Origin of the sequence: Bosea sp. PAMC 26642 (assembly GCF_001562255.1) — a bacterium.
GTDB lineage: Bacteria > Pseudomonadota > Alphaproteobacteria > Rhizobiales > Beijerinckiaceae > Allobosea.
Genome location: NZ_CP014301.1, coordinates 3836291 through 3849798, shown reverse-complemented (window position 1 = coordinate 3849798; position 13508 = coordinate 3836291). Strand labels below are relative to the sequence as shown.

Genomic DNA, 13508 nt, shown 5'->3' with positions numbered 1-13508 from the left:
CCGGTATCATCGCATGTCTCCATCGCGGGATCGCCTGCTTCCTCGATGGCACTTTCCGCTACTTCGCGGGCAGCGAAGTTGGACTAGGCCTGCCGCGACGATACCTGACCCGGCCCTCTGTCGCGCGCCACCGCCATGGATGCCACGAGCGAGGGCCGATGCAGGACGGGTCGTGCGCCGGCCGGCTGGTCGTTGGCAACAGGCGCAGGCGTCGCGCTTTGGGAGCGGCGCTCCACCAGCGGAGCGGTGGAGTCCGCGCTCAGGCTCTCGATCAGGAGCGTCACGGCGAGACCGAGGATCGTGCCGAACACAAGTCCAAGAGCGGCAAAGATGGGCCCGTTGGGGAACACCGCCTGCAGGGGCACGAGCGATCCCTGGATGACGCGCACATTGGACAGCTTCGCCGACCTCAGATCAGATTCGATCTGCTCTTCGACTGTTCGCTTGGCGTAAATTTCGGCGTTGTATGTCGCCAATGCGACATCCCGCTTCAAGCGCTCGAACTCGGTCTGGCTCGCGGCAAGTGCGGCGAGTTCACCATTGATCTTGGCAACCTCGGCCTCCTGCTGGGTTTGCATGTCCCTGATGCCGGCTAGATCGGAGTTCAGCTTGAAAAGGGCGGCAATGCCGTCCTGATAGACCTTGATCATCAGCAAGGGCGGCTCGCCTTCGATCGACCCCCCGCGCGATGGGCTTCTCGGAACCGGTCCGACAAGAGCCTTGCCCCCGAGGCTATCGACGAGGGTAGAGACGAAGGGTGACTGCGTGACGGGCTTCAGCAGCCGCAATTGGGCGGTCAGAGCCGCGGCCTGACCCTGTTTTTCGGCTAGCTGGCCGCGCGTCGCACTCAACGCTGCGGCGAGTTCGCTCGAACGCCGCAGCAGCAGCGTCCGCTGATCGTCGACCGAATAGGTCATCTGCTTGGTCACGAACGTATGAAACAATGCCGACTGGCGCTCGACCTCCGCGTCGAAGCGGCTCGTCTGGACCCGAAAGAAGTCGACCGCGCCCGGCCGATCGAGCAGCTTGATCTGACGCTCGATGAAGGACTGGGCAAGGGCGTTGGCGAACTGCGCCGAGACCACCGGATCGCGATGGCGAAACACGATCTTGAGAACTTCGGAATTAGGTTCGGTCCGCACCGAGACCGATTTGCTCAGCTGCGCCGCCGCCTTGTCCATATCCGAGATGATCGGCCCGTCATTCGCCTCTTCGCCCCGAACGAGAGCCCGGATCTTGCCTCCGACCCCCTTCAGCAGCCCCGAAGACTCGGCGATCTGGAGTTTCTCGAGGCCGACCCGCTCGATTGCCGGTCGAATGACCTCCTCGCTCTCCGCAATACGCGCGAGCGAAATCATCGTTTCCGCCGGCGCCCTCGCAGTGGCCAATCGATCGGTTCCCGCTTGGCCGACCAGCAGCGACGTCGACGATTCGTAGACGGGCGGAATCAGAAAATACGCGACGATGAAGAGCGCGAGACCACAGACCAGAGTGCTTGAAAAAGCCGCCTTATGCTTCCAGGCAGCACCGACGACGGTCCCTAGCGAGGGATCCAAGGCTCTGAAACGGGGCATTCTTGACTCGCAGATCCCGGATTGATGCGCCGATCGCCAAGCTCATGATCGAACTGGAAATCACGCCATTTCGACGACGAACGCACCGTATCGCAAACCACCTCGAACTGTAAAGGAAACCCCCGGCGAATGTCGGCCAAGGCCGGTTGGAATCCTGATGTATATTGAAGTATAGCCAATATATTTAGCAGTTTTCAAAATATATGTGATTTTTAAATTGATTAATTAGATTAATATTCGAGGGTATTGGAAATTTCGGACGAATCCGTCGGATTTTAACCACGGCGGGTGCCAGAAGACGAAAGCAAAGTTGCCGAATTTGGATTCCATATGATTTCAATACTGAAATCTGACGCTTTGCCCGACGAGCATCGATTGTCCTGACAGCGCGCACCGCCCGTCACATGCGAGTGCGGTTCAACGTCGCAGACCCTTCGTGGTTACCGAATTCTTCATGGTTTTCGGGACAGGCGTTTTCCCGATTGAAACGGCAGGTCGAGCGCGAATGGACGATCTGAAGCCCGCGCAGGCGATGTCGGAACGGACGGCCAGCGACGGGACGCGCTCCATCACGCCATTTTCCCGGCTCTGTCTAACAGAGCCTTTCGAAGGGACGACCATAGATCGATGTATATGCCTCCCCGTGAGTAAAGGGTGAGCCTCTGGACAAATTAGATCGAGAATGGCAGCCTGCAAGGCACCATTTTCTCCAAAAGAGACCGCGCGAAGCGGGCAGTAGATATGAGCGCTAGTATCATCATATATTTTCAGATCGAAGAATGACCGACAGTACTTCATCTATCGTCTTCATGGTATCGCATTCATCTCCTGGCGGCGCACAGGAGATATGGGCTAATATTGCCGAGGGTTTCAGCGAACTGGGGTTCAGCGCCAAGTTGTGCGCCCTGTACCCGTTCCAGGGCAAAATGGTGGAAGCCCCGGCGAAGTTGCCCTGGACCCATATTGTCCCCAGGCGCCCGACCTCGATTGCCGGGCGGATGCAGCTCCTCGCGGCATTGGTTCGTTTTTTCCGCAAGGAGCGGCCGGATTTCGTGCTGACCGCCATGCCCGCGGCCAATGTGATCGTGCCTTTGGCTGCGAAGCTTGCCGGCGTGAAGACGCGCTGCGTTATCTCGCACCATACCCCGGTCATGACATATAATCGGCTGCTAAACGCGGCGGACGGCATCATCGGCCGTCTCGCCAACGTTCAGACCATCGTCAGCGTCTCGGACACCGTCAGCAGGTCCCTGGACGGAAAATCGGCCGGTTACAGGGCCAAGCGGCGCACCATCCACAACGCGCTCCCGCCTCGGATCGAAGCACGCCTTGCCGCGCTTGCCTCGACGCGCAAACCGGCGAGCCCGCGTCACAAGCTCGTCGCGACGGGACGCCTTGCCGCGCAGAAGAACTATCCCGTGCTGATCCGGGCGATGGCTCTCCTGCCCGATGCCATAGCCTATATCGTCGGCTCCGGCCCCGACGAGATCGAGCTCAAGGAGCTCGCCGCCAACCTCGGCGTGACGGATCGCATGGTGTTCCTGGGTCAACTGCCGCGGGAAGAGACCTTGTCAGTCCTTGCCGGCGGCGACGTCTTCGTCCAGCCGAGCCTTTTCGAGGGACACAGCCTTGCGCTCATCGAGGCTGCGGTCTTGCGCCTTCCCTTGGTCGTGTCGAGCGTGCCGGTTCAGGTCGAAGGCGTGACGAGTGAGGATGGACAGCTCTGCGGCATCGTGGTCGATCCTCATGATGAGGTCGGGCTCGCGAACGCCATCCGATCGCTCCTGGAAGACGATGCCCAATACGATTCCTGGACCGCCAAGGCCGGCCATCTGGCCTCGACGGCCACATTCGACAGGATGATGGCGGCTTACGGTCGCGTCGTCGGCCGAGAATGAAGCGCCGCCGGAACGGCTTTTCTCCCTCCGACACGGCCTGCCGCACCGCGAAGACGAAGCTGACATGGGCGCCTGCCGCCTGATAGGGAGTACCGGCATCGTCGAAGGATCTGCAGGCCAGTCGATCCTCTCGACATCTTCGGAGCGGCGAGCCACCTCATGAGCGGTCCAGCACAGCAAGACCATCGATCCGCTCCGGCACAGGCCCGCTTCGGCAGGTTTTTGCGCTACGGCATGGCCGTCGTCGGCCCGGTGGGCTCTGCCGCGGCCCAGTTCGTTCTGGCGCTCCAGATGCTTCATGCGCTGACGCCTGCCTCGTTCGGCGCATTTTCCTTCCTGCTCGTCACCTTCCAGTTCAGCCTGGGGCTTTGGAGCGCCTTGTTCTGTGCGCCCCTGCCGATCGTGCTGACCGAGCCCGACACGCAGCGCCGCGAGAGCATGGCGAATGCGTTCTTCGCGATGAACCTGCTGCTTGGAACGCTCGCCTTCGGGCTGTTCTGGCTTATCGGTGCCGCCGTCGGACTTGAATCGATCGCGGCAGCTTTGTTTGCAGCCTATGTGGCATTCGCCCTGTTGCGCTGGTTCGCCCGTGCCTACGCCTATGCGATGGGTGCGCCTCTGCAGACGGTGACGTCGGATATCGTCTACACGGTCGCCTTGTTCGCAGCGATCGGGCTGATGATGGTCTGGCGTAGCGAGACGGTGACCGCCCCCTGCGCCGCGCTGCTTGCGAGCACCGTCGTGGCACTCTTGCCGTTCGGGCGCCGGTTTCTTGCGCGCCAGTTCGTCCACCTGTCCTGGAAGGACGCGCCGCGATATCGGGACGTCTGGACGCAACATGCGCGCTGGTCGCTGGCCGGGGTCGTCAGTACCGAGGCCACCGGGAATGCCCATGCCTATATCGTGACGCTGTTTGCCGGGCCTGCCGCCTTCGCGACGCTCGCGGCCAGCGCCCTGCTCATCCGGCCGATCGGCGTTGTGATGAATGCCCTGTCCGAATTCGAGCGGCCTCAGATGGCCCGGCAGCTCGCAAAAGGTCGGCTCGATCTCGCCTTGCGCGCATTGATCGTCTTCCGCGCGGTGCTCGTCGCGGTATGGGTGGCGAGCGCGGCACTCGGCACGGCGATCCTGATCCTGGCGCCGCATGTGCTGTTTCCGGCGCGCTATGAGCTGAGCTACATCGCGACCGGCGCCGCCCTGTGGATGGCGGTCGCCTTCGTGCGGCTTCTTCGTATGCCGGAAAGCACCTTGCTGCAGGCTGCCGGCGTCTTCCGGCCGCTGGCCTGGGCGAGCGTGGTCTCGGCCTTCGCTTCGCTTCCCGCCGTGACCCTGCTCCTGCTCGCGAAGGGCCCGCTCTGGTCGATCGCTGGCGTTCTGATCGGCGAGGCCGTATTTGCGGTCTGGATCTGGCGACAGACCAGGCATTGGCGCATACGAATGCTGACGGAAGCGGCCAGGGCAGCGTCCCCGGCGATGGGTGATGAAGAGCTTGCTGCCGGCGCGGCAGGCGAAGGTGGGAAAGTCGAAGCTGGACCATGAAACTGACGATCGGCATCAAGGCGCTCAACGAAGAGAGGCATATCGCGGCGGCATTGGGCAGCGCCGTCGAGGCCGCAGGTGCCGTGGGCGGCGAGGTGATCCTGGCCGATAGCGGGTCGGTCGATCGGACGATCGAAATCGCCGGCCGGTATCCGGTCCGGATCGTCCAGCTCGCCGATCCGAACGAACGTTCCTGTGGAGCCGGTGCGCAGCTCGCCTTCCAACATGCGCAAGGCGAATATTTCTATCTGCTGGACGGCGACATGGTCATCGAGCCCGGGTTTCTCCCGGCCGCGATCGCATTCATCGAAGCCAATCCCGATGTCGCGGGCGTCGGCGGCCATGTCCAGGAGATGCACACGCAGGCCCAGGAGTTCCAGATCCGCGCCGAGAGCGTTCGGCGCGAAGCCAACTGGCTGCCCGGCACTGTCGACAGACTGGATTGTGGCGGCCTCTACCGAGCTTCGGCCATCCGGGAGGCCGGATATTTCGCGGATCGGAATCTCCACGCCTTCGAGGAGTTCGACCTCGGCGCGCGGCTGCGCGCCCGCGGCTGGAAGCTCGCGCGGATCGACGTTCCAGCGGTGAAACACTACGGCCATGCGATGGATGGCTACCGCCTGATGTGGAAGCGGTTCAGGTCCGGCTATTCCGGAGCGACCGGCGAGGTTCTTCGTGGGGCCCTCGGACGCGAGCATTTCAAGCTCGTCCTGCGCGACCTCGGCCATATCCGCAACGGCATCGTCGTCATCCTGTGGTGGGTGTTGCTGATCGCGCTTGCCTTCGCGCCGGGGCTGAGCCCCGCGGGACGACTGGGCCTGATCTTGGCGGCGCTGCTCGTGCCGATCGGGTTCCTTTCCGTCCGACGCCGCTCGATCCGGCTCGGACTATACTCTTTCGTATCCTGGAACGCCGGTGCAGCGGGTTTGATCGCCGGTTTCTTCCGCAAAAGGGTGCCGCCGCGCCAACCCCTGGCATCGGTGACGGTCGGCGGCGAGCAGATGACCGCGCGCTGATGTCCGTGATATCGAAAGTCCGACTTGGCGGTTGACCTCTCAGCCGACACGGGCGATATCGCAGGCGTTAACATCCAGGCTTGTCGATGAACCGGCGCTTGAAGGTCTGCCAGTAAAGCGGCGCATCCGATTGGCGCTCCACGAACGGAACAGCGAGCCTTTGAACTGATCGTAACCGGCTGTATGGCTCGAATCTTGCTCAGATGTATTCGAAAGAGTAGAGCCTCAGGGACTGTTGCCAAAGGACATGCATATGACCCTTGGGACTGGACCGGCATTTCGGATTGAGATTTGGCGGGAACTGCGTCACGATAATTCTTGTGGCTGAAAATGGCGAGTGCGCGATCGTGCGTCACATATGGCTGGAGGTCTGAGGTCACATGCAGGCCTTCGAAACGGTGGTTGTCGGCGGCATTACGACCGCCCGCCTGACGCGCTCGGAGTTGGCCCGGCAGATGGTGCAGGATTGCCGGCTCTCCAGAGCGGGTGAACTTACGGTTCCGCGGGTCGTGATCGCATCGAACGGCGCCTCGATCGCCACCTTTCATCGCGAAGCCAGCTTTCGGGACCTGCTCGATCAGGCCGACATCATCGACGCCGACGGTATGCCGCTGGTCCTTGCGACGCGCCTGCTCTGCAAGCGTCCGCTGCAGGAGCGGGTCGCGACGACCGATTTCATCCATGATGCATCCGATGCCGCAGTCGAAAACGGGTTGCGGTTCTTCTTCCTCGGCGCGCTGCCCGGCGTGGCGGCGCTTGCGGCCAAGGCGCTGACCGCGCGCCATCGCGGCCTCGAGATCGTCGGCATCCGCGACGGCTATTTCAACAAGGAGGACGAGCCCGCGATCTGCGAAGAGATCGTGGCGAGCGGAGCCGACGTGCTCTGGCTGGGCCTCGGGACGCCGCATCAGGAGGCGTTCGCGATCGCCAACCGCCATCGCCTGAGTGGGCTCGCCTGGATCAGGACATGCGGGGGCCTGTTCGATCATTGCGCCGGGCTGCGGCGCCGGGCACCGGCCTGGATGCAGACGGCCGGTCTCGAATGGCTGCATCGGGCGGCGCTCGAACCGAGGCGCCTGGGAACCCGGTATCTGAAGACCAATCCGAGCGCGGCCTACCATCTCGCCACCAAGACGCACGACTAGTGGCGGAGCTGCAGGCGCAAGCCCCGAAAAAATCTGTCCAATGTGAGCGGCCCATGCAACGACGAGGCGAGGCGATCCGAAGCATCGTTGCCGGTCTCGCAGCTGTTCTCATGCTGTTGGGACAGACCGCGGGGACGGCCAGGGCACAGACATCGCCGGTGACGCCGGCCAGCACGGAACGCTATCTCTGGAAGCCCGTGGCCATCGGCGGCGGCGGCTTCATCACGGGCTATGACGCGGACAGGAGCGGGGCGACCCGCGTCATTCGCACCGACGTGTATGGCGCCTATCTCTGGATCGCGGACGGCGCGCGCTGGGCACAGCTTGTCACGGCCTCGACGATGCCGGAAAGCGATCGCGTCCAGAATGGCGCCGCCGACGGTGTCTACGAGATCGCCGTCGCGCCATCGAAGGCGGAGCGAATCTACATGGCCATCAAGGGCCACGTCTATCGCAGCGACGACCGCGGAACGAGCTTCGTCCGGGCCTCGCACGCCAAGCCCTTTCCCATGAAATTCGACCCCAACAGCGAGTTCCGGCACTACGGCTCGTTCATGGCCGTCAGCCCTGTCGATCCCGATCTCGTCTTTCTTGGAACTCCGGAAGACGGCCTGCTTCGATCGCAGGATGCAGGCGTGACCTGGCAAAGCGTGGCCGGTATGCCGAAGGGGCAGGATCTGCGCCCCGCCGCCGGCGTCCAGAGCCCGGGCGTTCTGCCCTGGTTCGAGCGTGTCGCTGGGAGCCGCTATTCCGGGCGTATTCTGGCGATGTCTGCAGGCAACGGCCTGTTCGTATCGAGCGACGCCGGCCGCAGTTTTGCGCCGCTCGTCGCGGCCGATCGGCCGCAGCCGAAGACGCTCAAGCACGGCGCCTTCGCCCCCGACGGTACGTTCTATGGCGTCGACATCGAAAGCGGCACGCTCTGGCGCTTGCGGGACGCATCCTGGACCAACCTCACAGAACATCGCGGCCTGACGACGGGGCGTTTCGCATCCGTCGCGATCAATCCGCGCAATGGCCAGATTTTCGTCTTCGAGGAAAACGGCCGCGCATTTCGCTCCGGCGACGGCGGCGAGCGCTGGGTCAGGCTGTCGCATCGCTCCCGGGTCGGCGAGGGCGACCCGCCATGGCTGCGGGTCGCCAACCAGTCCTATTTCGCCACCAGCCGCGTCGTCTTCGATCCGGTTCTGCCCGACCGCATGATCAACAGCGCGGGCACGGGCGTCTATGTCGCCGACATGCCGGAAACGGCGCAGGAAATCGTCTGGACGAGCCAGACCCGCGGCGTCGAGGAACTCGTCGCCAACGACGCCGTCCACCCGCCCGGTCGCGCGCCCCTGTTCGCATCCTGGGATTTCGGCATTCATCTCAAGACCGATCTCGACGCCTTCTCGACGACCTACGGGCCGAAGGAGCGCGTCCTGATCGCAGCGCAGCAGGTCGACTGGAGCGCATCCGATCCGAACTTCCTCGTCACCAACGCATCCGACACCCGGATGGACTGCTGCTCGCAGGATGGGCAGTCGGTTCTCGCAGGCTACAGCCTCGACGCCGGGCGCAGCTGGACGCGGTTTCCAAGCCTGCCCCAGCCCCCGGGCACGCAAGCCAGCGACCCCTGGCGCATGTCGTTCGGCAGCATCGCCGTCTCGTCCGATGATACCAAAAACATCATCTGGCTTCCCAGCTTCGATCGTTCCCCGTTCTATACAATGGATCGCGGCGCGAGCTGGACGCGAGTCCAGCTCCCTGGCGAGACTCTCCCCAATACGGGCTCGCACGCACAGTATTACTATGTGCGCCGCACGCTGACCGCCGATCGCGTCAGCCCGGGCGTGTTCTACTATTTCCATTCCGGCGAGGGCCGGAATGTGGCGCTCAGGGGTCTCTGGCGGACACAGGATGGCGGAGGAAGCTGGGCGCGCATCTACGATCGGGAGATCGCGCCCCATAGCGGCTTTAGCGCCAAGCTGCGCGCCGTTCCTGGCAAGGAGGGCCACCTCTTCTTCACCTCAGGTGTCGCGGAAGGCCAGGATCTGCGTCTTCGCCGCAGCATCGACGGGGGAGCGAGCTGGACACAGCTTCCAAACGTCGATCACGTCGACGATATCGGCTTCGGAAAGGCAGCGGAGGGTTCGACTTACCCGACCATCTTCCTGTCGGGACGTGTCTCGGGCGGCTACGGGATCTGGAGATCGACGGATGACGCATCGAGCTGGAAACAGGTCGCTGGCTTTCCGCTCGGCACGCTCGACCAGGTTTCCGTCGTCGAGGCCGACAAGGACCGCTTCGGCCGGGTTTACGTCGGGTATAAGGGCTCGGGCTGGCGCTATGGCGAACCGGCGACATGCAATGCCGCTCCATACCGCTTTCCGAACGCAAGCGAATGCACCGACGTCCGGTAGAGTACGAGTTCGGCGTCTCAGGCGTCATCCGCGGTGAATTGAGCGTAACGACCTGAGGCGCCGGGATACTTTCTCGCAATGGAGCCCTATGCGGCATCCGGCATACGGTTCAGCAATTTGTCGAGCGTGATCGGATAGTCGCGTACGCGCGCGCCGGTGGCGTTGTAGATCGCGTTCGCGACGGCGGCGCCGACACCGCAGATGCCGAGTTCTCCCACGCCTTTTGCCTTCATCGGCGAGGACATCGGGTCGGTTTCGTCGAGGAAGACGACATCCTGATGCGGGATGTCGGCATGAACAGGCACCTCATAACCGGCAAGATCGTGATTGACGAAGAAGCCGCGGCGGGTATCGACGGCCAGTTCTTCCATCAAAGCGGCTCCTGCGCCCATCGTCATCGCGCCGATGACCTGACTGCGGGCTGTCTTGGGATTGAGGATTCGACCGGCCGAGCAGACCGCGAGCATTCGCCTGATCCGTGTCTCGGCGGTGGCCGCATCGACACCAACTTCGACGAAATGCGCGCCGAAGGTCGATTGCTGATGTGTCTCGTCGAGATCTCCGTATTCCATCATATCCTCGCCGACCAACGGACCTGCCTCGACGGCGCGAACAAGCGGCAGGCTGCGATTGCCCGCGCGAACCGTGTCATAGGCGAAAACCGCCTCGGTGGAGTTGATGCCGAGTTTCTGGGCGACGGCTTCGCGCAGCCTGACGCAGGCTGCATAGACGCCGGCTGTCGAGCTGTTGGCGCCCCATTGCCCGCCCGACCCCGCCGACACGGGAAACCGGGAATCACCCAACCGCACGACAACCTTGTCGAGAGAGACGCCGAGCATCTCCGCCGCGGTCTGGCCGATGATGGTGTAGCTGCCGGTACCGATGTCGGTCATGTCCGTCTCGACCGTGACCGTACCGTCGGCCTCAAGCCGGACACGGGCCGCCGATTTCATCACCAGGTTGTTGCGGAAGGCGCTTGCAACGCCGATTCCGACCAGCCAGCGGCCATCCCGCATCTGGCCCGGCCGTGCAGCCCGCCGCTCCCAGCCGAAGCGCTCGGCGCCCAGCCGAAAGCATTCCTCGAGGCGGCGCATCGAGAACGGCCGCTCCGGCTTTTCCGGATCGACCTGCGTGTCGTTGAGGACCCGAAACGCGATCGGGTCGATGCCGAGCTTCTCGGCCATCTCGTCCATCGCCATTTCCAGGGCCATGAGACCCGGCGCCTCTCCCGGCGCGCGCATGGCGTTGCCCTCAGGCAGGTCCAGAACGGCCAGGCGCATCGCCGTCATGCGGTTTGCGCCAGCGTAAAGCAGCCTCGTCTGCTGAACCGCCACTTCAGGTCCCCCGACGGCAAGGTCGCCTGACCAGCTCTCATGGCCGATCGCCGTGATCCGGCCGTCCGTGTTCGCCCCGATCCGGATACGCTGGATCGTCGCCGGTCGATGCGTCGTGTTGTTCATGATCAGCGGCCGCTGCAGCGCCACCTTGACGGGACGCCTGGCCGCTCGTGCTCCCAGCGCCGCCAACAGCACATCCGAGCGCAGGAAGAGCTTGCCGCCGAAGCCCCCGCCGATGAACGGGGAGACGATACGGATCTTCTCCTTGGGGATTCCCAGCGTTTGCGCCATGTCGGCAACCCCCCAGGCGACCATCTGGTTGGAGGTCCAGAGCGTGAGGTTGTCGCCCTCCCAGGCCGCCAGCGTCGCGTGCGGTTCCATCATCGCATGGCTTTGATCGGGCGTGCTGTAGGTTTCATCGAGCTGGACCGAAGCCTTCGCAAAGGCACCGGGGAAGTCGCCGACATGCGTGTCGGCCAGACTTGGATCGTCGCCCTCGGGTTCGGCAGCCCCGCTCTTCGCGGCATCGAGATCGAACGCGCCTGCGGCAGCAACATACTCGACCCGGATGAGGCTTGCGGCAGCACGGGCTTCTTCGAAGGTCTCGGCTACGACGAGCGCCACCGCTTGATGGTAGTGTTCGATATCCGGTCCTGCGAGCAGGCGCGCCGTGTTCCGTTTGCCCTTTGCAAGTTTGCCGGCCTCCGTGGCCGTGATGACGGCGAGAACGCCCGGTGCGTTTCGGGCCGCATCGAGCGCGAGCGATGCGATTTTGCCCTTGGCGATGGTCGAGCCGAGGACGTAGCCATAGGCCTGGTTCGGCACGACATCGTGCTGCTCGTAGGCGTAGCGCGCGCCGCCGGTAACTTTCAGCGGTCCGTCGAGGCGGTCGTGGGGCTGGCCGACGATCTTCAGCTGGTCGATCGGGTTCTCTGTTGCGGGCTTGTCGAATTTCATGGGTCAGGCCCTCGCTTCGGCCAGGACTGCGCCAAGCGTGCGCTCGACCAGCGGCAACTTGAACGCGTTCTCGCGGGTGGGTTTGGCACCATCCAGCAGCACCGCCGCCGTAGCCTTCGCGCCACGCGACAGCTCCGCCTCAGCCTGCTCGCTGCGCCAAGGTTTGGGAGCGACGCCGCCAAGTGCCACGCGTCCCGATCCGTCCCGTTGCACAATGGCAGCGACCGAAACCAGGGCGAACGCGTAGGATGCCCGGTCGCGTACCTTTCGATAGATCTGCGTCCCACCAACGGGCTTCGGCAGTGTGACCGCGGTAATCAGTTCGCCGGCTTCCATGGCCGTCTCGATGTGCGGTGTCGTCCCCGGCAGGCGATGGAAGTCCGCGATTGTGATCGAGCGCTTGGTCCCGTTCGGCTTGAGGGTTTCCACCGTCGCATCGAGCAGACGCAGCGCGACGGCCATGTCGGATGGATGCGTGGCGATGCAGGCTTCGCTGCTACCGACGACGGCGAGCTGCCGCGTGAAGCCGCCGATCGCCGAGCAGCCGCTACCGGGCTGGCGCTTGTTGCAGGGTTGGGCGGTATCGTAAAAATAGGGACAACGGGTCCGCTGGAGCAGATTTCCAGCTGTCGTCGCGCGGTTGCGCAACTGCCCCGACGCACCTGCCAGGATCGCACGGGACAGCACGCCATAGTCGCGGCGCACGCGCTCGTCGGATGCCAGCGCCGTATTACGGACCAAGGCGCCGATGCGCAGCCCCCCGTCGGGCGTCGATTCGATGGTGTCGAGGTTGAGGCCATTGACGTCGATGAGATGTGTCGGTGCCTCGATCTGCAGCTTCATCAGGTCGAGCAGATTGGTCCCGCCGGCGATGAACTTCGCCGCCGGGTTGGCGGCCGCGGCCGCCGCGGCCGCCGTCGGAGAGCCGGCGCGCTCGTAGGTAAAAGCTCTCATGCCCGCCTCCCGGAAACTTCCATCATCGCGTCGACGATGTTCGAATAGGCTCCGCAACGGCAGATATTGCCGCTCATGCGTTCGCGGATTTCCTCCTCCGTCACATCGGGCGGCGCGGTCAGGCTGGTGCTGACATGGCTGGGAACGCCGGCCTTGATTTCGTCGAGCATCGCGACGCCGGAACAGATTTGACCCGGCGTGCAGTAGCCACACTGGAAGCCGTCATGCTTGACGAAGGCTGCCTGCATCGGGTGAAGCTTATCGACGCTGCCGAGGCCCTCGATGGTCGTGATGCTGGCGTTCGGGTGCATGACCGCGAGGGTCAGGCAGGAGTTGAGGCGCTGGCCGTCGACGATGACGGTGCAGGCGCCGCATTGGCCGTGGTCACAACCCTTCTTGGTGCCGGTCAGGCGCAGATGCTCTCTCAATGCATCCAGCAGCGTCGTGCGAGTGTCGACGTTGAGGACCTGGTTTTCGCCGTTCACGGTGAAAGAAACCTCGGCCTTCACCGGTTGACCCGTGGGAGCAGGCTGAGAGCGCGCGCTCGTGCTAATGACGGGCAAGACGGCGCATGTACCGGCGGCGGCCATGAGATCTCGCCTGTTCAATTTCAGCTCGTCTGGATTCGGCATATCCGCCTCCGGTTCATGTCTGCGCGGCACGATCGCCATTTTGGGGGATCGTGT

9 protein-coding genes are annotated in these 13508 nt (G+C 63.7%); 5 read left to right on the top strand and 4 right to left on the bottom strand.

Annotated features, from left to right (window positions below):
* Positions 1 to 83: 83 nt before the first annotated feature.
* Positions 84 to 1181, bottom strand: a complete 1098-nt coding sequence (locus tag AXW83_RS18530) for a GNVR domain-containing protein (protein WP_168166121.1) — start codon at positions 1179 to 1181, stop codon at positions 84 to 86.
* A gap of 1172 nt (positions 1182 to 2353) precedes the next feature.
* Here AXW83_RS18530 and AXW83_RS18525 point away from each other — a divergent pair.
* The 5 genes from AXW83_RS18525 (at position 2354) to AXW83_RS18505 (ending at position 9574) form a co-directional block, all read left to right on the top strand.
* The gene (locus AXW83_RS18525; RefSeq protein WP_082767230.1) at positions 2354 to 3472 is read left to right on the top strand and encodes a glycosyltransferase; all 1119 of its coding nucleotides are present in this window, start codon (positions 2354 to 2356) and stop codon (positions 3470 to 3472) included.
* 159 nt (positions 3473 to 3631) lie between these two features.
* Positions 3632 to 5011: an MATE family efflux transporter gene (locus AXW83_RS18520; RefSeq protein ID WP_156640173.1), complete on the top strand. Its 1380-nt coding sequence runs from the start codon at positions 3632 to 3634 to the stop codon at positions 5009 to 5011.
* Positions 5008 to 6027 (top strand): glycosyltransferase family 2 protein, encoded by a 1020-nt coding sequence (locus AXW83_RS18515; RefSeq protein ID WP_066615795.1) that lies wholly within the window; start codon positions 5008 to 5010, stop codon positions 6025 to 6027. Before AXW83_RS18520 ends, AXW83_RS18515 begins: the two co-directional genes overlap by 4 nt.
* Before the next feature lie 380 nt (positions 6028 to 6407).
* On the top strand, positions 6408 to 7172 hold the full coding sequence (locus tag AXW83_RS18510; RefSeq protein WP_236841711.1) for a WecB/TagA/CpsF family glycosyltransferase: 765 nt from the start codon (positions 6408 to 6410) through the stop codon (positions 7170 to 7172).
* Between the two features lie 110 nt (positions 7173 to 7282).
* A complete protein-coding gene (locus tag AXW83_RS18505; RefSeq protein WP_066620783.1) occupies positions 7283 to 9574 on the top strand; it encodes a beta propeller repeat protein in 2292 nt (763 codons plus the stop codon).
* An 86-nt stretch (positions 9575 to 9660) separates the two neighbouring features.
* Here AXW83_RS18505 and paoC read toward each other — a convergent pair whose 3' ends face one another.
* Genes paoC through paoA form a run of 3 tightly spaced genes read right to left on the bottom strand, consistent with a single transcriptional unit; the run spans position 9661 to position 13454 of the window.
* Positions 9661 to 11868, bottom strand: a complete 2208-nt coding sequence (paoC, locus tag AXW83_RS18500) for an aldehyde oxidoreductase molybdenum-binding subunit PaoC (protein WP_066615793.1) — start codon at positions 11866 to 11868, stop codon at positions 9661 to 9663.
* Between the two features lie 3 nt (positions 11869 to 11871).
* Positions 11872 to 12822: an FAD binding domain-containing protein gene (locus AXW83_RS18495; RefSeq protein ID WP_066615791.1), complete on the bottom strand. Its 951-nt coding sequence runs from the start codon at positions 12820 to 12822 to the stop codon at positions 11872 to 11874.
* Positions 12819 to 13454, bottom strand: coding sequence for an aldehyde dehydrogenase iron-sulfur subunit PaoA (paoA, locus tag AXW83_RS18490; RefSeq protein WP_066620780.1), 636 nt, complete (start codon positions 13452 to 13454; stop codon positions 12819 to 12821). The genes AXW83_RS18495 and paoA overlap by 4 nt, the downstream gene beginning before the upstream one ends.
* Positions 13455 to 13508: the final 54 nt, after the last annotated feature.

Bases quoted from the DNA above. Each gene is read 5' to 3' on its own strand.
- AXW83_RS18530 (WP_168166121.1), bottom strand. From the start codon at position 1,181: ATGGACAAGGCGGCGGCGCAGCTGAGCAAATCGGTCTCGGTGCGGACC.
- AXW83_RS18525 (WP_082767230.1), top strand. From the start codon at position 2,354: ATGACCGACAGTACTTCATCTATCGTCTTCATGGTATCGCATTCATCT.
- AXW83_RS18520 (WP_156640173.1), top strand. From the start codon at position 3,632: ATGAGCGGTCCAGCACAGCAAGACCATCGATCCGCTCCGGCACAGGCC.
- AXW83_RS18515 (WP_066615795.1), top strand. From the start codon at position 5,008: ATGAAACTGACGATCGGCATCAAGGCGCTCAACGAAGAGAGGCATATC.
- AXW83_RS18510 (WP_236841711.1), top strand. From the start codon at position 6,408: ATGCAGGCCTTCGAAACGGTGGTTGTCGGCGGCATTACGACCGCCCGC.
- AXW83_RS18505 (WP_066620783.1), top strand. From the start codon at position 7,283: ATGCTGTTGGGACAGACCGCGGGGACGGCCAGGGCACAGACATCGCCG.
- paoC (WP_066615793.1), bottom strand. From the start codon at position 11,868: ATGAAATTCGACAAGCCCGCAACAGAGAACCCGATCGACCAGCTGAAG.
- AXW83_RS18495 (WP_066615791.1), bottom strand. From the start codon at position 12,822: ATGAGAGCTTTTACCTACGAGCGCGCCGGCTCTCCGACGGCGGCCGCG.
- paoA (WP_066620780.1), bottom strand. From the start codon at position 13,454: ATGCCGAATCCAGACGAGCTGAAATTGAACAGGCGAGATCTCATGGCC.